The sequence below is a fragment of the Collinsella sp. AM18-10 genome, assembly GCF_003471585.1.
Lineage (GTDB): Bacteria > Actinomycetota > Coriobacteriia > Coriobacteriales > Coriobacteriaceae > Collinsella.
Genome location: NZ_QRJO01000023.1, coordinates 1 through 18,246, shown reverse-complemented (window position 1 = coordinate 18,246; position 18,246 = coordinate 1). Strand labels below are relative to the sequence as shown.

Annotated in this window: 19 protein-coding genes and 1 tRNA gene; 19 read left to right on the top strand and 1 reads right to left on the bottom strand. The window is 63.8% G+C overall.

Going from position 1 to position 18,246, the window contains the following annotated elements; translation table 11 throughout:
- Positions 1 to 33: 33 nt before the first annotated feature.
- From DW211_RS09665 to DW211_RS09575, 19 genes are all read left to right on the top strand, one after another.
- On the top strand, positions 34 to 2,067 hold the full coding sequence (locus DW211_RS09665; RefSeq protein ID WP_118260527.1) for an ABC-F family ATP-binding cassette domain-containing protein: 2,034 nt from the start codon (positions 34 to 36) through the stop codon (positions 2,065 to 2,067).
- Positions 2,054 to 2,350 (top strand): hypothetical protein, encoded by a 297-nt coding sequence (locus DW211_RS09660; protein WP_233540990.1) that lies wholly within the window; start codon positions 2,054 to 2,056, stop codon positions 2,348 to 2,350. The genes DW211_RS09665 and DW211_RS09660 overlap by 14 nt, the downstream gene beginning before the upstream one ends.
- Positions 2,351 to 2,359: 9 nt before the next feature.
- The gene (locus DW211_RS09655; protein ID WP_118260525.1) at positions 2,360 to 3,043 is read left to right on the top strand and encodes a site-2 protease family protein; all 684 of its coding nucleotides are present in this window, start codon (positions 2,360 to 2,362) and stop codon (positions 3,041 to 3,043) included.
- 84 nt (positions 3,044 to 3,127) lie between these two features.
- Positions 3,128 to 3,937, top strand: coding sequence for a ScpA family protein (locus DW211_RS09650; protein ID WP_118260524.1), 810 nt, complete (start codon positions 3,128 to 3,130; stop codon positions 3,935 to 3,937).
- A gap of 12 nt (positions 3,938 to 3,949) precedes the next feature.
- Positions 3,950 to 4,669, top strand: a complete 720-nt coding sequence (gene scpB, locus DW211_RS09645; protein WP_118260522.1) for an SMC-Scp complex subunit ScpB — start codon at positions 3,950 to 3,952, stop codon at positions 4,667 to 4,669.
- On the top strand, positions 4,656 to 5,627 hold the full coding sequence (locus DW211_RS09640; RefSeq protein WP_118260520.1) for a pseudouridine synthase: 972 nt from the start codon (positions 4,656 to 4,658) through the stop codon (positions 5,625 to 5,627). The genes scpB and DW211_RS09640 overlap by 14 nt, the downstream gene beginning before the upstream one ends.
- A 66-nt stretch (positions 5,628 to 5,693) precedes the next feature.
- Positions 5,694 to 6,380, top strand: a complete 687-nt coding sequence (cmk, locus tag DW211_RS09635) for a (d)CMP kinase (RefSeq protein WP_118260518.1) — start codon at positions 5,694 to 5,696, stop codon at positions 6,378 to 6,380.
- 3 nt (positions 6,381 to 6,383) lie between these two features.
- A complete protein-coding gene (locus tag DW211_RS09630) occupies positions 6,384 to 7,112 on the top strand; it encodes a lysophospholipid acyltransferase family protein (RefSeq protein WP_118260517.1) in 729 nt (242 codons plus the stop codon).
- Between the two features lie 2 nt (positions 7,113 to 7,114).
- A complete protein-coding gene (locus DW211_RS09625; protein WP_118260515.1) occupies positions 7,115 to 8,011 on the top strand; it encodes a 4-hydroxy-3-methylbut-2-enyl diphosphate reductase in 897 nt (298 codons plus the stop codon).
- A 2-nt stretch (positions 8,012 to 8,013) separates the two neighbouring features.
- Complete coding sequence (locus DW211_RS09620; RefSeq protein WP_118260513.1) at positions 8,014 to 9,456, top strand: DUF512 domain-containing protein; 1,443 nt, start codon at positions 8,014 to 8,016, stop codon at positions 9,454 to 9,456.
- Positions 9,457 to 9,466: 10 nt separating this feature from the next.
- Positions 9,467 to 10,801, top strand: coding sequence for a ribosome biogenesis GTPase Der (gene der, locus DW211_RS09615; RefSeq protein ID WP_118260511.1), 1,335 nt, complete (start codon positions 9,467 to 9,469; stop codon positions 10,799 to 10,801).
- The gene (gene plsY / locus DW211_RS09610) at positions 10,794 to 11,477 is read left to right on the top strand and encodes a glycerol-3-phosphate 1-O-acyltransferase PlsY (RefSeq protein ID WP_118260509.1); all 684 of its coding nucleotides are present in this window, start codon (positions 10,794 to 10,796) and stop codon (positions 11,475 to 11,477) included. Before der ends, plsY begins: the two co-directional genes overlap by 8 nt.
- Before the next feature lie 9 nt (positions 11,478 to 11,486).
- Complete coding sequence (locus DW211_RS09605) at positions 11,487 to 12,494, top strand: NAD(P)H-dependent glycerol-3-phosphate dehydrogenase (protein ID WP_118260507.1); 1,008 nt, start codon at positions 11,487 to 11,489, stop codon at positions 12,492 to 12,494.
- An 18-nt stretch (positions 12,495 to 12,512) separates the two neighbouring features.
- On the top strand, positions 12,513 to 13,184 hold the full coding sequence (gene rpe, locus DW211_RS09600; protein WP_118260505.1) for a ribulose-phosphate 3-epimerase: 672 nt from the start codon (positions 12,513 to 12,515) through the stop codon (positions 13,182 to 13,184).
- A gap of 6 nt (positions 13,185 to 13,190) precedes the next feature.
- Positions 13,191 to 14,369 (top strand): cysteine desulfurase family protein, encoded by a 1,179-nt coding sequence (locus DW211_RS09595; RefSeq protein WP_118260504.1) that lies wholly within the window; start codon positions 13,191 to 13,193, stop codon positions 14,367 to 14,369.
- Positions 14,366 to 15,175, top strand: a complete 810-nt coding sequence (locus tag DW211_RS09590; protein WP_118260502.1) for a Nif3-like dinuclear metal center hexameric protein — start codon at positions 14,366 to 14,368, stop codon at positions 15,173 to 15,175. The genes DW211_RS09595 and DW211_RS09590 overlap by 4 nt, the downstream gene beginning before the upstream one ends.
- Positions 15,172 to 15,891, top strand: coding sequence for a zinc ribbon domain-containing protein (locus DW211_RS09585; protein ID WP_118260501.1), 720 nt, complete (start codon positions 15,172 to 15,174; stop codon positions 15,889 to 15,891). The genes DW211_RS09590 and DW211_RS09585 overlap by 4 nt, the downstream gene beginning before the upstream one ends.
- 2 nt (positions 15,892 to 15,893) lie before the next feature.
- Complete coding sequence (coaBC, locus tag DW211_RS09580; RefSeq protein WP_233540989.1) at positions 15,894 to 17,108, top strand: bifunctional phosphopantothenoylcysteine decarboxylase/phosphopantothenate--cysteine ligase CoaBC; 1,215 nt, start codon at positions 15,894 to 15,896, stop codon at positions 17,106 to 17,108.
- Positions 17,109 to 17,188: 80 nt separating this feature from the next.
- Positions 17,189 to 17,265 (top strand) — tRNA-Pro (locus DW211_RS09575).
- 606 nt (positions 17,266 to 17,871) lie between these two features.
- Here the strand turns inward: DW211_RS09575 and DW211_RS09570 are convergent.
- On the bottom strand, positions 17,872 to 18,246 hold a 375-nt coding region (locus tag DW211_RS09570; RefSeq protein WP_147357262.1), incomplete at its 5' end, for a sensor histidine kinase.

The following is an 18,246-nucleotide window of genomic DNA, read 5'->3' as shown; positions in this document are numbered from 1 at the left end:
TTCATATAGGCACACAAGGTCAAAGGCGGCACCATGATCCTCCTGGTCGACAAGATCGAAAAAAGCTTCGGCGCGCGCGTCCTCTTTAGCGGCGCGTCCTTCCAGATCAACCCCGGCGAGCGCTTCGCGCTCGTGGGCCCCAACGGCGCCGGCAAAACCACCATGCTCAAGATAATCATGGGCATCGACAGCCCCGACGCCGGACAGGTCCAGTACGCCAAGGACTGCCAGGTGGGCTACCTAGAGCAGGAAACCAACCTGGAGCACAAGGACACGACCATCCTTGCCGAGGTCATGGCCGCGGCCAAGGAAATCCGCCGCATGGGCGAGCGCGCCAACGAGCTGCAGGCCCAGATCACCGAGCTCTCCGAGCAGGGCAAGGACGTCGACGCACTCCTTAACGAGTACGGCCAGGTCCAAGACCGCTTTGAACACCTGGGCGGCTACGAGCTCGAGAGCAACGCCCGCAAGATCCTGTCCGGCCTGGGCTTTAAGGTCACCGACTTTGAGCGCCCGTGCTCCGAGTTCTCGGGCGGCTGGCAGATGCGCATCGCGCTGGCCAAGCTCTTCTTGCGCCATCCCGACCTGCTCCTTCTGGACGAGCCCACCAACCACCTGGACCTCGAAAGCGTTCAGTGGCTGCGCGGCTTTATCGCCAACTATGACGGCGCTGTGCTCATCGTCAGCCACGACCGCGCCTTCATGGACGCCTGCGTCGACCACGTGGCCGCGCTCGAGAACCGCCGCGTGACCACCTACACCGGCAACTACAGCAGTTATCTCAAGCAGCGCGAGGACAACCTGGAGCAAATGCGCGCCAAGCGTGCCGCCCAGGAGCGCGATATCGCCCATATGCAGGTCTTCGTCGACAAGTTCCGCTACAAGCCCACTAAGGCCGCCCAGGCGCAGGAGCGCATCCGCAAGATCGAGCAGATCAAAAAGGAGCTCGTCATCCTGCCCGAAGGCCACAAGCGCATCGACTTCAAGTTCCCCGACCCGCCGCGCTCCGGCGACATGGTCGTCGGCCTCGAGGGCGTATCCAAGTCCTACGGCGACAAGCACATCTACAGCGACGTCGACCTCAAGCTCTACCGCGGCGAGCATGTGGCGCTCGTCGGCCCCAACGGCGCCGGCAAGTCCACGCTCATGAAGATCCTCGCCGGCCTGGAGCCGCCCACCGCCGGCACGCGCGACTTGGGCACCAACGTGGGCGTCGCCTACTATGCCCAGCACGCGCTCGAGGGCATGACCGAGTCCAACACCGTCCTGCAAGAGATCGACACCGTCACGCCCAAGTGGACCGTGCCGCAGCAGCGCAGCCTGCTGGGTGCCTTCCTGTTTAGCGACAACGACGCAATCGAAAAGCAGGTACGCGTCCTCTCCGGCGGTGAAAAGGCGCGTCTGGCCCTGGCAAAGATGCTCGTGGCCCCCGAGGCGCTCCTGTGCCTGGACGAGCCCACCAACCACCTGGACATCGACTCGGTGGACATGCTCGAGAACGCCCTGCAAAACTTCCCCGGCACCATCGTGCTGATCAGCCATGACGAGCACCTGGTGCGCGCCGTGGCCAACCGCGTCATCGATATCCGCGACGGCAAGGTCACGGTCTACGACGGCGACTACGACTACTACCTCTACAAGCGCGAGGACCTCGCAGCCCGCGCCGCCGCCGAGGCGTCCACGGAGAGCGCGCCTCCGGCGGCCAAGTCCACCAAAGCCAGCGCCGCCCAGGCCGACACCCCCGCCGCGGCGCCTAAACCTGCCGAGGGCAAAAAGACCAAGGAGCAAAAGCGCGCCGAGGCCCAGGCCCGCGCCGCGCTCAACAAAAAACTCAAGGGCGTGCGCAACCAGCTCAAGAAGATCGAGACCGAGCTTGACAAAAAGCGCGCCCGCTATGACGAGCTTATGGAATTGATGGCAAGCGAAGAGCTTTATGCCGATCAGGACAAGTTCAACGCCGCGCTGGGGGAATATAACGGCCTTAAGCAAGAGCTGCCCAAGCTCGAGGACGAATGGCTCGAGCTTTCCACCCAGATCGAAGAGGAGACCGCGCGTGAACTCTCGTAAAGCCGCCGCCGTGACGATGAGCATCATCGCCATCGTCTGTCGCATCTGTGGCATCTTTATGAGCGCGATGACCGTGCTGCTGTGCTTTAGCGGCCTGACCGCCAAGCTGCAGATTGTGGGCTTCGTCGTCGAGCTTTCGCGCGCACTGCCGAGCGCCATCGCCGGCTATGGCGTCATCACCTCACCCTTTGGCGGCGTGTTCCGCTTGGATTACGCCATCGTGGCCGTCATTTTGTTTGTGATCGACTACCTGCTCACGCGCGCCTCGCGCCGCGTCCGCTAGGGGAGTGCCATGACCAGCAGCTACCTCATGAACCTGCTCGCCAGCGCCGTTGCCGTCATCGTGGGTATTGTCATCCACGAGAGCGCGCACGCCGCCGCGGCCTGGGCGCTCGGCGACAAGACGGCCCGTTCGCGCGGCCGTGTCTCGCTCAACCCGCTTAACCACATCGACCCGTTTGGCACCATCCTCCTGCCGCTGCTTATGCTCGCGGCCGGCGGCCCGGTATTCGCCTTCGCCAAGCCCGTGCCCGTCTACCTCAACAACCTCAAGCACCCCAAGCGCGACGAGGTCCTGGTGAGCGCGGCCGGCCCCGCATCGAACATCGCGCTCGCGTGCCTCGCGGCCGCCCTCATGCACGCAGCGTATGGCAACCTCTACGCAAGCATGTCCTTTGCCGTGGCGTCCCAAATCATGAACTTCGGCGCCACCTTTATCGTGGTCAACCTGTCGCTCGCGTTCTTTAACCTCATCCCGATCCCGCCGCTCGATGGCTCGTCGATCATCGTCCCATTCCTCAAAGGCAAGGCGCTCACCAACTACTACCATCTGCAGCAATACGCCATGCCCATACTCATCATCGTGCTGTATCTGCTGCCTATGTGGACCGGCATCGATGTGATCGGCCGCTATTTCGACGTTACCGTGTATCCGCTGGCTGAGCGGCTGCTCGACTTCGCAATCGCCGGCATCTAGGGTAAACTTACAGGTCGACCGTGCAAAACGGTCGCAACTTGCACCCAAACCGCGCCGCGAAGGCGCCGTCAAAGGAGGTCGAAGATGTCGTATCGCGTGTCGACGCAGGTCTACAGCGGACCGTTCGACCTGCTGCTGCAGCTGGTAACTCGCCAAAAAGTAGATATCGGCGCTATCTCCATTAGCGAGGTGGCCGAGCAATACCTTGCCGAAGCCGAGCGCATCGAGACGCTGGACCTAGACGTGGCGAGCGACTTCTTGCTGGTCGCGGCAACCCTTCTGGACATTAAGGCCGCCTCGCTGGTGCCCCAGGAGGCACCGCGCAACACCGACGACGATTACGAGGACGACGACGACCTCGAGGAACTCAGCGCGCTCGACGGCGACGCCCTGCGCGAGGTCCTGATTCAGCGTCTGATTGCCTACAAGCAGTTTAAGGGCGCGGCAGCGGCCCTTGGCGCGCGCATGCAGGCCGAGAGCCGCATGCATCCGCGCGTGGCCGGCCCCGACCCCGAGTTTCTGGGCCTTATGCCCGACTACCTTGCCGGTATTACCCTGCGCGGCCTCGCCGTCATCTGCGCCGACCTGGACGGCAAGCGCCAGACCTTCCTGCTGGAGGCCGAGCACGTGGCGCCGCATCGCGTGCCGCTCGATCTGACGGTGGCCTCGGTCGACCGCTTTACCATGGCGCACCAAACCTGTACCTTCCGTGAGCTGCTGGACGGCGATGCCACCACCGAGCAGCTCGTCGTCACCTTCCTGGCCATGCTGGAGCTCGCCAAGCGCGGTTCGCTCACGCTGAGCCAGGACGAGATCTTTGGAACCATCTGCATCAACCGCGTCGAGGGCGCCGAGGCCTATGTGCCCGGCGAGGGCCCCGAGCTCACCGAATAGGAGCGACCAACCATGTCAACCCTTTCCACGCTGGAGGCAAACAGCCTCAAAGGCGCCCTCGAGGCGCTGCTGCTGGTGTCGAGCGACCCCGTGAGCGCACCCGCGCTGGCTGGTGCGCTGGATATCGCCCCGGGCGAGTGCGCGTCGCTGTTGGCCGAGCTCAAGGTTGAGTACGAGGAGGCCAACCGCGGCTTTCAGCTCCGCGAGGTCGCCGGCGGCTGGCGCCTGTTTACGCACCCCGCCTACCACGACGTGGTCGAGGCCTACGTGCTGAGCTGGGACACACAAAAACTGTCGCAGGCGGCGCTCGAGACCCTGGCCGTCATCGCCTACCACCAGCCCGTCACGCGCGAGGTGGTCAAGGGCATCCGCGGCGTCAACTCCGACGGCGTCATCGCGTCGCTCGTGGACAAGGGTCTGGTGCGCGAGCTCGGTCGCGACCCCGAGCGCGGTCAGGCCATCATCTACGGCACGACCAACGCTTTCTTGGAAAAGTTCGGCCTGCGCTCCACCCGCGACCTGCCCGATCTGGAACAGTTTGCGCCCGACGAGCAATCGCGCCAGTTTATCCGCGAGCGCCTGAGCGGCCGCAGCATTCAGTCCACGCTCGAGGAGCAGGCTGAGGACCTGGACGAAGAGCGCGAACTGATCGATACCGATGTTGAGGACACCGATGACGCAGAGCTTCTGCCCACCGGTGACACCTCGGAGGATTTGCATGACGAGGACTAACGAAGCAGGGGAGACGCGCACCGCACGCGTCGCGGGCGCTACGGCGCCCACAGGCGGCACCCAGCCCGTCTACCCACACACGATGCGCCTACAGCGCTTTTTGGCGCGCGCGGGCGTGGCAAGCCGCCGCGGCTCGGAGGACCTGATGACCGCCGGCCGCGTGACCGTCAACGGCCAGGTCGCGACCGAACTGGGCACCAAGGTCGACGTCGATCGCGACCATATCGAGGTCGACGGCGTGCCCGTCAAGCTCAACCAGGGCGCCGTGTACCTGATGCTCTACAAGCCGACCGGCTACCTCACCACCATGAGCGATCCTCAGGAGCGCCCCTGCGTGGCAGATCTGGTTCCCCGCGACCGATTTCCGGGCCTGTTCCCGGTGGGCCGCCTGGACCGCGACACCACGGGCCTTTTGCTCTTTACCACCGACGGCGACCTGTCGCAGGATCTGCTGCACCCCAGCAAGCACGTCTACAAGACCTATCAGGCGCTCGTGGACGGCCACCTGACCGATCGCGACTTGGAGCCGCTCCGCCGCGGCATCGAGCTCGACGACGGCCTGTGCCAGCCGGCGATCTGCCGCGTCATCACCGCTCGCGAGGCCGCGGCCGTAGCTCCCCAAGGCGTCAAGCCCGGCACCACCGCCGTGGAGGTCATCATCCGCGAGGGCCGCAAAAACCAGGTCAAGCGCATGCTGAGCAAGATCCACCATCCGGTGATCCGCCTGCACCGCTGTAACTTTTCCGGCCTGGAGCTCAAGGACGTGGCCAAAGGCTCGTGGCGCGAACTCACCGACCGCGAGGTGCAGATCCTTAAGGCCGGCGGTATCCCTCCCAAGCAGGCCAACTCCAAACGCGCCGCCGCGCCGGCGACTAACACCGCCAGCCGCACGCGTCACCACGGTAGCCACGGCTCCGCGCCCAAGCGCAACACCTACCGCGAGCGCTACACGGGCTAAGCAATTCGCCGCGCCCCAATGCCCGCGAACCATACCAGCACGTCAACAACCGAAAGGAAGCATTGCATGATCGTCGCCATCGACGGCCCCGCCGGTTCCGGCAAGTCCACTATCGCCAAGGAGATCGCCCGCCAGCTGGGCTTTAACAAGCTCGACACGGGCGCCATGTATCGCGCCGTCACCTTCGCCGCGCTCGACCGCGGAATCGACCTGGACGACGAGGCTGCCATCGATGCCCTCGCCGAGCAGATCGAGATTCGCTTTACCAACGGCACCGGCGAGGACACGCGCCTGACCATCGACGGCAAGGACGCATCGGCTGCCATCCGCACCCCGCAGGTGGACGCCAACGTGTCCAAGGTCTCGGCCTACCCGGGCGTACGCGCCGCCATGCTCATCCACCAGCGCCGCGCCGCCGAGGACCGCGATATCGTCGCCGAGGGTCGCGACATCGGCACCGTCGTGTTCCCCAACGCGCAGGTCAAGGTCTTCCTGACCGCCGACCCGCGTGAGCGCGCCCGCCGCCGCGTGCTGCAGCGCCACCAAAACGACGCCCAGCCGCTTACTGCCGAGCAGCTCGAGGCCGAGGTCGATGAGACCCTCGACGCCCTCAAGCAGCGCGACAAGCTCGACAGCAGCCGCGAGGTCGCACCGCTCGTGCCCGCCGAGGACGCCGTGCACGTCGACTCCACCGCCCACACCATCGACGAGGTCGTACGCATTATCGAGGACCTCATCAACCAAAGGAGGTAGCCCATGCGCCTGTTTAAGCAGACGCCCGAGGATTACTACAACGCTCCCTACGCCGAGTTCCCGGCGCTCATCCGCGCCGTCGTCGTGGTGGTCATGGCTATTCTGTGGGCCTTCTCCAAGCTCATGTGGCGCTGGAAGGTCGAGGACGCCGACCTGCTGTTTGAGCGCCAGGAAGGCCGCGGTAGCGTGGTCATCTGCAACCACACTTCGATGGCCGAACTCTTGGCCGTGGAGACGGCGCTGTTCTTTGGCGGCCGCCGCATCCGCCCCATCTTTAAGTCCGAGTTCGCCAAGAGCAAGATTGTGCGCTGGGCCTTTAGCCGCGTGGGTGGCATTCCCGTCGAGCGTGGCACCGCCGACATGAAGTGTCTGCGTGCCGCCCAGCATGCACTGCAGCGCGGTGAGGACGTCCTGATCTTCCCCGAGGGCACGCGCATCCGCTCGCGCGAGATCAAGCCCGAGGTCCATGGCGGCTTTGCGCTCATCGCCCAGATGGGTAAGGCACCCGTCAACCCGCTCGCCATTTGTGGCTGGTCCGACATCACGCCCAAAGGCAAAAAGCTCATGCGCCCCAAAAAGTGCTGGATCCGTGCCGGCAAGGCCATCTCGCTATCCGATGCTCCGGCCGAGCTCAAGCGCAAGGAGCGCCTGGCATGGTTTGAGTCCGAGGCCATGAGCCGCGTTTACGCCATGCGCGACGACCTGTGCGCCGAGCACCCGGGCAGGTTCTAGCCATGAGCGAGAACGTCATGAATACCGCTGCGGCCGCCGCTGAGGAGGTCGTCCCCACCATCGAGATCGCTGCCCACGCGGGCACTTGCTACGGCGTGCAGCGCGCGCTCGACATGGCGCTGGCCGCCGCGCCGCAGGCAGGGGGGAACGCTCAGGTCCACACGCTGGGCCCGCTCATCCATAACCCCATCGTGGTGCGCGAGCTCGCCGAGGCGGGCGTCGGTCTGGCCGAGACCTTGGACGACGCCGCGTCGGGCACCGTGATCATCCGCGCGCACGGCGTGGTGCCGCAGGTCATCGATGCCGCTCGCGAGCGCGGCCTCGATGTGGTCGACGCCACCTGCCCCTACGTAAAGAAGGTCCACGTGGCGGCCGAGCGTCTGGTGCGCGAGGGCTACCGCGTGATCGTCGTGGGAGAGCCGGGCCACCCCGAAGTCGAGGGCATCCTGGGCCACGCCGGCGATGACGCGCAGGTCGTGAGCTGCGCTGCCGATGCGGACGCGCTGTCGCTCAAGGGCAAGGTGGGCCTGGTTGTGCAGACCACCCAGACCGCGCAGAACCTCGCCGAGGTCGTGGCTGCCATCACCCCGCGTGTGCAGGAGCTGCGTGTGATCAACACGATCTGCGCCGCCACGAGCGAGCGACAGCAGGCCGCCGCCGCACTTGCCAACCGCTGCGACTGCATGGTCGTGGTGGGCGGCAAGAACTCGGGCAACACCCGCCGCCTGGCACAGATTTGCGCCGACGCCTGCGAGCGCACGCATCACATCGAGGAAGCTTCCGAGCTCCAGGCCGCGTGGTTTGCCGACGCTCACCACATCGGCATCACCGCCGGAGCCTCCACCCCGCAAGAACACATCGAACGCGCCGTCACGCGCATCAAGGAGCTTTGCCGCTAACCATGGACCAGACCGTACCCGCATACGCCGCCGAGGTGGCCGATTACGGGCGCAGCCGCGACCCCGAGCCGGGTGAGGGCGCGCTCGTCAAGAACGTGCGTCCCGAATCGCCCGCGTGGGATGTGGGTATCGAGCCGGGCATGCGCGTGCTCACGGTCAACGGTGAGCAGCTTACCGACATGATTGTGTGGCTCTGGGAGGCCGACGATGATACCGTCGAGCTCGAGGTTTTCGACCCGCGCGACGGCACCGTCACCCCCGTCGAGCTCGACCGCTTTCCCGGCGAGGATTGGGGTTTGGAGTTCGATGGCCCCATCTTCGACGGCATGCGTACCTGCGTCAACGCCTGCGTGTTCTGCTTTATGACCATGCTCCCCAAGGGCGGCCGCTCCACGCTCTATATTCGCGACGACGACTATCGCCTAAGCTTTTTGCAAGGCAACTTTGTCACGCTTACGAACCTCACCGACGAGGACGTGCAAAACGTCATCCAGCGCAACATGAGTCCCATGAACGTGTCGGTCCACGCTGTGAGCCCCGACGTCCGCCGTCGTATGATGGGCCGTAACGCTCAGCGAGGCATGGACGTACTCGAGACCATCATGGCCGCCGGCATCGAGATTCACGCGCAGATTGTGCTGTGCCCCGGCATGAACGACGGCGAGGAGCTGGAAAAGACCCTGCGCTTTTGCGAGGAGCACGAGCAAATCACAAGCCTGGGCATCGTGCCGCTCGGCTTTACCAAGCATCAGAACCGTTTTAGCTGGTCCTACAGCGACAAGCCCGAGCTGGCGCGCGAGACCATTGCCATGATCCGTCCCTACCAGGACCGTGCCTTCGAGCGCTTTGGCCGCCACACCTTCCAGATGAGCGACGAGTTCTATCTGGACGCCGGCATCGATCCTCCCGAGGCGGACTTTTACGACGGTTACCCGCAGTACTACGACGGCATCGGCATGATCCGCTCGTATCTAGACGAGACCGACGACGTGCTTGCCGCCGATACCGAGCGTCTGGCCCGCGTCCGCGAGGCCATCGCCGCCCGCAGCCAGCACCTGCTGTGCCTCTCGGGCGCCAGCGCACGCGACACGGTGGCCCGCTTTGTGGAGTCGCCCCAGGGACTCGCCGGCACTGTCACGGCCATCAAGAACCGCTACTTTGGCGGCAACGTGGACGTGACCGGCCTCATCGTCGCGTGTGACATCTTGGAGCAGCTGCCCCAAGATCTGTCGGGGGTTATGCTCTTTGTGCCTAAGCTCATGTTCAACGCTGACGGCATGACGCTTGACGAGTATCATCGTGACGATTTACTCGCAAGCCTTACCAGTCGCGGCGCCGAGGTTCATGTGGTGTCGACCATGCCGCATGAGCTGCTCGATACCCTGGAGCATATCCTTGGCATTGTGCCCGCAGACTCTACTAATTCCGCTGACCCTATCCATTAAAGGAGAGCAGATGAAACCTATCGTCGCCGTCGTCGGACGCCCCAACGTGGGCAAGTCCACGCTCGTTAACCGCCTGGCCCAAACCTCGGACGCCATCGTCCATGAGTCCCGCGGCGTCACGCGCGATCGCTCATACCACACGGCCGATTGGAACGGCCGCGAGTTCACCATCGTCGACACGGGCGGTATCGAGCCGCTCAAGAGCGACGACGTCTTTGCCACGTCTATCCGCGACCAGGCCCTCGCCGCCGCCGAGGAAGCCGCCGTCATCCTGTTTGTGGTCGACGGCCGCACCGGCGTCACCGAGGAGGACGAATCGGTCGCTCGCATGCTCAAGCGCTGCGACAAGCCGGTCTTTCTGCTGGTGAACAAGCTCGACAACCCCGATCGCGAGAACGACAGCATCTGGGAATTCTATTCGCTCGGCATCGGCGAGCCCACGCCGCTCTCGGCCCTGCATGGTCATGGCACGGGCGACCTGCTCGACGACATCGTGGCCCTGTTGCCCGAGGAGGAGGACGAGGTCGCCGATGAGTTCCCCGATGCGCTGAACGTGGCCATCATCGGCCGCCCCAACGCCGGTAAGTCCTCGCTGTTCAACCGCATCCTGGGCGCCGACCGCTCTATCGTGTCCAACATTGCCGGCACCACGCGCGACGCCATCGACACCGTCGTGGAGCGCAACGGCAAGCACTACCGCATGGTCGACACCGCGGGCATCCGCAAGAAGAGCACCGTGTACGAGAACATCGAGTACTACTCGATGGTCCGCGGCCTGCGCGCCATCGACCGCGCCGACGTGGCGCTGCTCGTCGTCGACGCCTCCGTGGGCGTTACCGAACAGGACCAGAAGGTCATGGGTCTTGCCATCGAGCGCGGCTGTGCCATCGTTGTGCTGCTCAACAAGTGGGACCTGCTCGACGACGACCGTAAGCGCGAGGCCTGCATGGAGACCATCGACCGCCGTCTGGGCGTCATGGCTCCCTGGGCCCAGTACCTGCGCATCTCTGCCCTCACTGGCCGCAGCGTCGAGAAGATCTGGGCGATGGTCGACGCAGCCGAGAAGACGCGTTCGCAAAAGATCACCACCTCGCGCCTCAACACGTTCCTCACCGACCTGCGCGAGTTCGGCCACACCGTGGTGGACGGCAAGCGCCGCCTGCGCATGCACTACGTGACCCAGACGGGCATCAACCCGCCGACGTTTACGTTCTTCGTCAACCACAGCGACCTGGTCAACGACACCTACCAGCGCTACGTGGAGAACCGCATGCGCTCGACCTTCGATTTTGCCGGCACGCCCATTCGACTCTTCTTTAGGAAGAAGGAGCAAAAGGATGCATAATCCGATTCTGCTGACCGCCATCTGCGCCGTGGTCTCGTTCTTTATCGGAGCGATTCCGTTTGGCCTGATCCTGGGCCGCGTGTTCAACCACACGGACATTCGCAAGGCGGGCTCCGGCAACATCGGCACCACCAATGCGCTGCGCGTGGCCGGCCCCAAGGTCGCCGCGCTCACCCTGCTGCTCGACTGCCTTAAGGGCGCCATCTGCGTCCTTATCGCGCGTCCGCTCATTGCGAGCGTGGGCTATGGCTTCCCTGTGAGCATCATGGCTCCCGGTGCCGCCGGCGACTGGATGCTCGGCGTCATATGCCTTTCTGCCGTGTGGGGACACATCTTCTCGCCCTACCTCAACTTCCATGGTGGCAAGGGTATTGCTGTGGGCCTGGGTGTCATCCTCGCCTGGTACTGGCCCATTGGCTTGTCGCTACTGGGCATGTTTATCGTGGCCGTTGCCATCACCAAATACGTGTCGGTGGGCTCACTTGCCGCCGCCATCGGTCTTCCCATCGCCTCTTGTGCGGTCTTTCCGTACAGCAGCCTGGGCCTCAAGTTTTGCATGGCGCTGATCGGCATCACCGTGGTGTGGGCCCATCGCGCGAACATCAAAAAGCTCATGGCCGGTAAGGAGTCCAAGCTCTCGTTTACCAAGCGCGTCACCGAGCCCGACGATAAGTAGGAGAGAGTCATGAATGTTGCGCTGATTGGCTCCGGCTCCTGGGGAACCGCCGTCGCCGGCCTTGCCGCCGCGCGAGCCGAGCGCGTGACCATGTGGGCCCATAGTGAGCAGACGGCCGCCGGCATTAACGGCGAGAACCGTAATCCCCGCTATCTGGTGGACTACGTGCTGCCGGAAAACGTTGTCGCCACGACGGACTTGGCCCAGGCGCTCGACGGCGCCGAGGCCATCATCTTTGCCGTGCCCTCCACGCACCTGCGCGACGTGTGCCATCAGGCGGCGCCGTTCATCGAGGACGAGACGCCGGTTCTGTGCCTCACCAAGGGAATTGAGCCCGAGTCCGGCCTGCTCATGAGCGAGGTCATCGCCAGCGAGATCGGCAACGAGCGGCGTGTGGCGGCCCTCTCGGGCCCCAACCATGCCGAGGAGATCTGCCGCGGCGGGCTTTCGGCCGCCGTCATCGCCAGTAAAGACCAGCAGGTGGGGGAGACCTTCAAGGAGCTGCTGCTTTCCACGGCCTTCCGCATCTACCTGTCGCAGGACATGACTGGCGTCGAGGTCTGCGGCGCCATGAAAAACGTCATCGCCATCGTGTGCGGCATCTCCGCCGGCTCGGGCGCGGGCGACAACACGCTTGCCCTCATCATGACGCGCGGTCTGGCCGAGATCAGCCGCCTGGTACACGCTCGCGGCGGTCAGGCCATGACCTGCATGGGACTCGCCGGCATGGGCGACCTTATCGCCACCTGCACTTCCGAGCATTCGCGTAACCGCACCTTTGGCTTCGAGTTCGCTCATGGCGTGTCGCTCGACGAGTACCAGGCGCGCACGCATATGGTGGTCGAGGGCGCCGTCGCGGCCCGCAGCGTGAGCGAGCTCGCCCGTTCACTGGGCGTAGACATTCCGCTCACCTTTGCCGTGGAGCAAACGCTCTACAACGGTGTTACTTTGGATAGGGCGCTCGAGATTCTCACTGACCGCGTCCCATCGCAAGAGTTCTACGGGCTCAACGACTAGCGCAGAAAGGCTACTACCATGGGTACCATTAAAATCGCTCCGTCCGTCCTTTCGGCCGACATGGCCAACCTCAAGGGCGACCTCGACAAGATCGCCGGTGCCGACTATGTGCACTTCGACGTCATGGACGGTCACTTTACCGGCAATCTCACCTTTGGCGTCGACATCCTCAAGGCCGTCAAGCGCTCCACCGACGTGCCGGTCGACGCTCACCTCATGGTTTCGAACCCCGACGAGACCGTCGATTGGTATGCCGATGCCGGCGCCGATATGATTACCGTGCACTACGAGGCCTCTACGCACCTGCACCGCACGCTCACGCACCTGCAGCAGCGCGGCGTCAAGGCCGGCGTGGTGCTCAACCCCGCAACGTCCGTTTGCGTGCTCGAGAGCATCATCGAGGTCGTCGATATCGTGCTGCTGATGAGCGTGAACCCCGGTTTTGGCGGCCAGAGCTTTATCCCGGGCACCATCGCCAAACTGCACGAGCTCAAGGCCATGTGCGAGCGCCACGGCGTGTCGCCCCTGATCGAGGTCGACGGCGGCATCTCTTCTAAGAATATCGCCGAGGTCGTCAAGGCCGGCGCCGATGTCTTAGTGGCAGGCTCCGCCGTATTTAAGTCCGAAGATCCCGCCGCCGAGGTTGCGCTGCTGCAGAAGCTGGGCAACGAGGCCGCACAGGAGGCATAAACCCTTATGACCGCAGGTCAAAACCGCATACCCGTGAATCTTGACTATGCCGCCTCGACGCCCATGCGCGCCGAGGCGCTTATTGCGCAGCGTGAGTACGACGAGAGTGAACTTGCGGGCGTCAACCCCAACTCCCTGCACTCGCTCGGCCGCAAGGCCGCCGCGCGCCTGGAGGTCGCACGCCGCGAGATCGCCCACAGCTTTGGCGCGCGCGTCCGCCCGTCCGAGATCATCCTGACCAACGGCGGCACCGAGGCCAACCAGCTGGCGCTCCTTGGCCTTGCCGAGGGCGCTCGTCAGCGCGACCGAAAGCGCAACCGCGTGATCGTATCTGCCATCGAGCACGATTCGATCCTGGACAACCTGCCGCTGCTGCGTGCCGCCGGCTTTACCGTCGACCTGGTGCAGCCCTGCCGCATGGGCTACATTGAGCCTGCCACGCTTGTCGAGCTGCTAGGCGACGACGTGGCGCTCGTGAGCATCATGGTTGCCAACAACGAGACCGGCGTGGTGCAGCCCATCCGCGAGCTTGCCGCGGCCACGCATACCGTTGGCGCCCTGTTCCACACCGATGCCATCCAGGGGTATCTGCATATTCCGCTCGATGCCGTCGAGCTGGGCGTCGACGCCATGTCCGTCGCCGCCCACAAAATTGGCGGTCCCGTAGCATCTGGCGCACTCTACGTTAAGACCCGCACGCCGCTGCAACCCCGCATCTTTGGCGGCGGACAGGAAGCCGGACGCCGTGCTGGCACGCAGGACCTGCGCACGCAGCTGGCTTTTGCCGCTGCCGCTTCCGCGCTTTTGCCGAATGTTGCCCAGGAGCGCACAACGCTGCAGGCCTTATCCGACAAGCTCTACGCCACGCTTACGGCTCATCCGCGTATTCATGCCACGATGGGCGACTACGCACAGGCCGATCGCCTGCCGGGCATGGTGTCGATCTACGTTGACGGCATGGACTCCGAGGAGCTCATCATCAAGCTCGATGCCGCCGGTTTTGAGGTTTCGGCCGGATCGGCTTGCTCAAGCGGCAGCATGGACCCGAGCCACGTGCTCAGCGCCATGGGCATTGGTCGCGAGCAAGCATTGGGCTCGCTGCGTATCTCGTTTGATGACCGCGTGAACCCTTCCGACCTGGATGAGTTCGCCCAGACGCTGCTCTCGATCGTAGGTGCCGCATGATCGTCTCCGAGCTTGAACGTGCGCTGCTGGCGCGCTACCCCAAGGCGGACGCCGAGGGCTGGGATCATGTAGGGCTATCTGTGGGAGATCCCGCTGCAAAGATCACCGGCGTCGCCTGCGCACTCGACGCTACCGAGGCCAACGTGCACCGTGCTCTCGAGGCCGGCGCCAACGTGCTGCTGACGCATCATCCCATTTATATCAAGGCGCCCGAGGCGTTTTGCCCGGCGGATGTATCGCGTCCCCAATGCAGCGCTGTGTTGTACGAGGCAGCTCGTTGCGGCGTGAGCATCATCTCGCTTCACACCAACCTGGACCGATCGCACGAGGCGCGCGTTCGCCTGAGTGAGTTGCTGGGCGCTGAGCCCATGAGCTCGCTGGAGCATGTGGACGAGCCTGAGCTCACCGGTCTGGGCGCACTCGCGACCCTCCACGACGTCTACAGCCTGCGCGATCTCGCCACCCGTGCCGCCACGGCGTTTGTCAGCGACCCACGCGTATGGGGCGCAGCCGAGCACCCGTGCCGCACCGTCGCCATTCTGGGCGGCTCCTTAGGCGACTTTGGAGAGCTCGCCATCGCCGCGGGCGCAGATGTTATCGTGACGGGCGAGGCAGGCTACCACGTGGCACAGGACCTTGCCTTGCGCGGGCTGCCGGTGATCTTGCTCGGCCACGACCGCTCCGAGGAGCCGTTCGTTGATATATTGATGAACTCTGCAGTTGACGCCGGGGTCGACCCCCGTCATGCGATTAAAATACTGAACCCTTGCCAATGGTGGACTGTGACAAAAGGAGAGAACTTATGAGCGCCGGCGCTACGCTACTCAAGCTGCAACAGATCGATTTGGAGCTCGCCCGCAACAAGAGCGAACTTGCCAATATGCCGGAGCTCAAGGAGCTCGCTTCCAAGCGTAAGACCTATGTAAAGCTCAAGTCCGAGATGACCAAGCTCTACGCCCAACGCAAGGACCTGGACATTGAGCTCGACGATCTCAACACCACCGAGATTCAGACCAACAACGCCATCGAGGCCGCCAAGAAGCGCCACGTCGACGGCTCTGACTACCGCGAGGTTCAGGACCTGGAGAATGAACTCGCCACCCTGGCCAAGCGTCTGGACAAGATTGAGCACACCCGCAAGGACGTCGTTGTCGCCCATAAGGAGGCGCTCGACCGCGAGGCCCGCGCGCAGGCGATCATCGCCAAGTTCGAGGAGGGCGTGAAGGCCGATACCAAGACCGCCCGCGCCAAGGCCGCCGACCTGCAGGCTCAGATTGACACCGCCACGAAGGAGCGCACCGCGCTTGCTGCCACGCTGCCGGCCGACGTGCTCACCGACTACGAGCGTCTACTCAAGCAGTTCCGCGGCCTGGCCGTCGAGACCATCCAGGGCAACATCCCCACGGTCTGCCACACCGCGCTGCAGGCATCGTCCATGAGCGACCTCAACCACGACGGTAACGAGATTACGCACTGCCCGTACTGTCACCGCCTCCTGGTACTCCCGAGCAAGGAAGCCTAGCGATGACGGCGGTACCCAACAATTCAATGCAACTTGAGGGAAAAACGATCCTGCTGGGTATTACCGGCGGGATCGCCGCCTATAAGTCGTGCAATATCGTACGCCTGCTGCAAAAGCGCGGCGCACGCGTCAAGGTCGTTATGAGCGAGCATGCCACGGAGTTCGTGGGGCCGCTCACCTTCCGTGCGCTCACCAACGAGCCCGTTGCCGTTGGTCTGTTCGACGACCCCTCCGACCCCATCCACCATATTTCGCTGGCGCAGGAGCCCGATCTGGTGCTCGTGGCGCCCGCGACGGCCAATATCATCGCCAAGATGGCAAACGGTATCGCCGATGACCTCATCTCCACCACGCTGCTTGCCACGCCGCGACCCATCGTGATCGCCCCCGCCATGAATAACGGCATGTGGAAGGCGCCGGCAACGCAGGCCAACATGGACACGCTGCGCGAGCGCGGTGTTCACGTGGTGGGACCCGGCAGCGGCTACCTTGCCTGCGGCGACGTGGACACGGGACGCATGAGCGAACCCGAGGACATCGTCGAGGCCGTCTGCGAGGTGCTCAATCCCGTGCAACAAGACCTGGCGGGCAAGCGCATCGTCATTACCGCCGGCCCCACGCATGAGCCGATTGACCCCGTGCGCTTCATTGGCAACCGTTCTTCGGGCAAGATGGGTATCGCCCTGGCGGGGGAGGCCGCACGTCGCGGTGCCGCCGTCACGCTCGTGCTGGGACCGACATCGCTCGACGTTCCCCACGGCGTGGAGTGCGTGCGCGTGCAGACCGCCGCTGAAATGCTGAAGGCAGCGCTCAGCGCCTTTCAGACGGCCGATGTGGCCATTTGTGCGGCCGCTGTCGCCGACTACACCCCCGTATCCCCTGCGGACCATAAGCTCAAAAAGGCCAACGAGCGCTTGGATCGCATCAAACTGGTCGAGACGGTCGATATTTTGGCTGAGCTTTCGCGCCAGAAGGGGGAGCGGTGCGTGATCGGCTTTGCGGCCGAGACCGATAACGTCCTGGAGTACGCACAGCGAAAGCTCGACCGCAAGGGTTGCGATGCCATTATCGCCAACGATGTCTCACGCGCCGATTCGGGCTTTGGAACCGATACCAACAAGGCCTGGATTGTGAGCACAACGGGTACGCAAGAACTTCCCGTTCTAACAAAACCCCAGCTCGCAGATACAATTTTGGACTTGCTTCAAAATTTGTAAAAAAGTTCTTGCACAAGTCTAAAGTTTCGGGTTAATATACTCCCTGTTGCGAGCGAGAGCAGAGCAACAAACAAAAGCTTCGGGACGTGGCGCAGCTTGGTAGCGCACTTGACTGGGGGTCAAGGGGTCGCTGGTTCGAATCCAGTCGTCCCGACCAGAAGTTTGCAGGTCAGGCACCTTGTGCCTGACCTTTTTTGTTTTAAGCAATTGCTTAATTTTGTTTAAGCAACAGGGTGCCAAAAATCTACCTGCGCGATAATCGCCTTTTGCGGCTACTTGCGCGTTTTGCACACGCTTGAGCCGATTTATTAACGCGATATGAATCTACATACGCGTAGCTGGTATGCAGCCGAGTACAGGCTGTATTTATCGCGGCGATTAACACAGATATAGCGACTATAACGGACAAGCGTGTCGCTGTATTTATTCCAGTAGTTCACTTGATCGGTGGACAAGTGGGCTGTTGCAACGAAACGCCAAGCAGGATGGGCTCTATACGAGGACGCCGCAGGGTAATGGCGGGGGAGTGCGGCGGGCGCTCTGAGAGCCGCTGTGTGACCCCATGTCTCCTTAACTCGATAATTTGTGTTTCAAGCCACGAATCGGTCGAGCAATTGCCAAAAGAACGGCCCATGCAGGATTGCACGAGCCTTACATCAGATCAAATTTGAGCTAGAAGCACCAAGCGGGGCAGACGCAACACCATCTCGTCGCGGCCTCGGCGAGCGACATATCGCAGTCGAGGTAGACATCGAGGAAGTCGTCAGATCCCGCACAGGGGGACCGCGATGGTGACCACCGCGCCGCCCGAGGGGCTGTTGGCGAGCGAGACAGAGCCCCCGTGGGCGCTCGCGGCCTCGGAGGCGACATGGAGGCCGAGCCCGTAGTGGCGGCCTCCGTCGCGCGAGGAGCGGGACGAGTCGTCTGTGAAGAGGCGCTCGCAGCCGCGTTCGAGGGCGGCGGGAGAGAAGCCCGGTCCGTCGTCGGCCACCTCGATGACGAGGTGTCCGCCCGCGACGTCGCAGGAGACCGCCACGCGCGAGCGCGCGTGCTCGGCGGCGTTGGCCACGAGGTTCGCGGCGGCTCGCGCCAGGGCGGTTCGGTCGAGCGGGGCCTCGGGCGCGCCCGCGACAGCGGG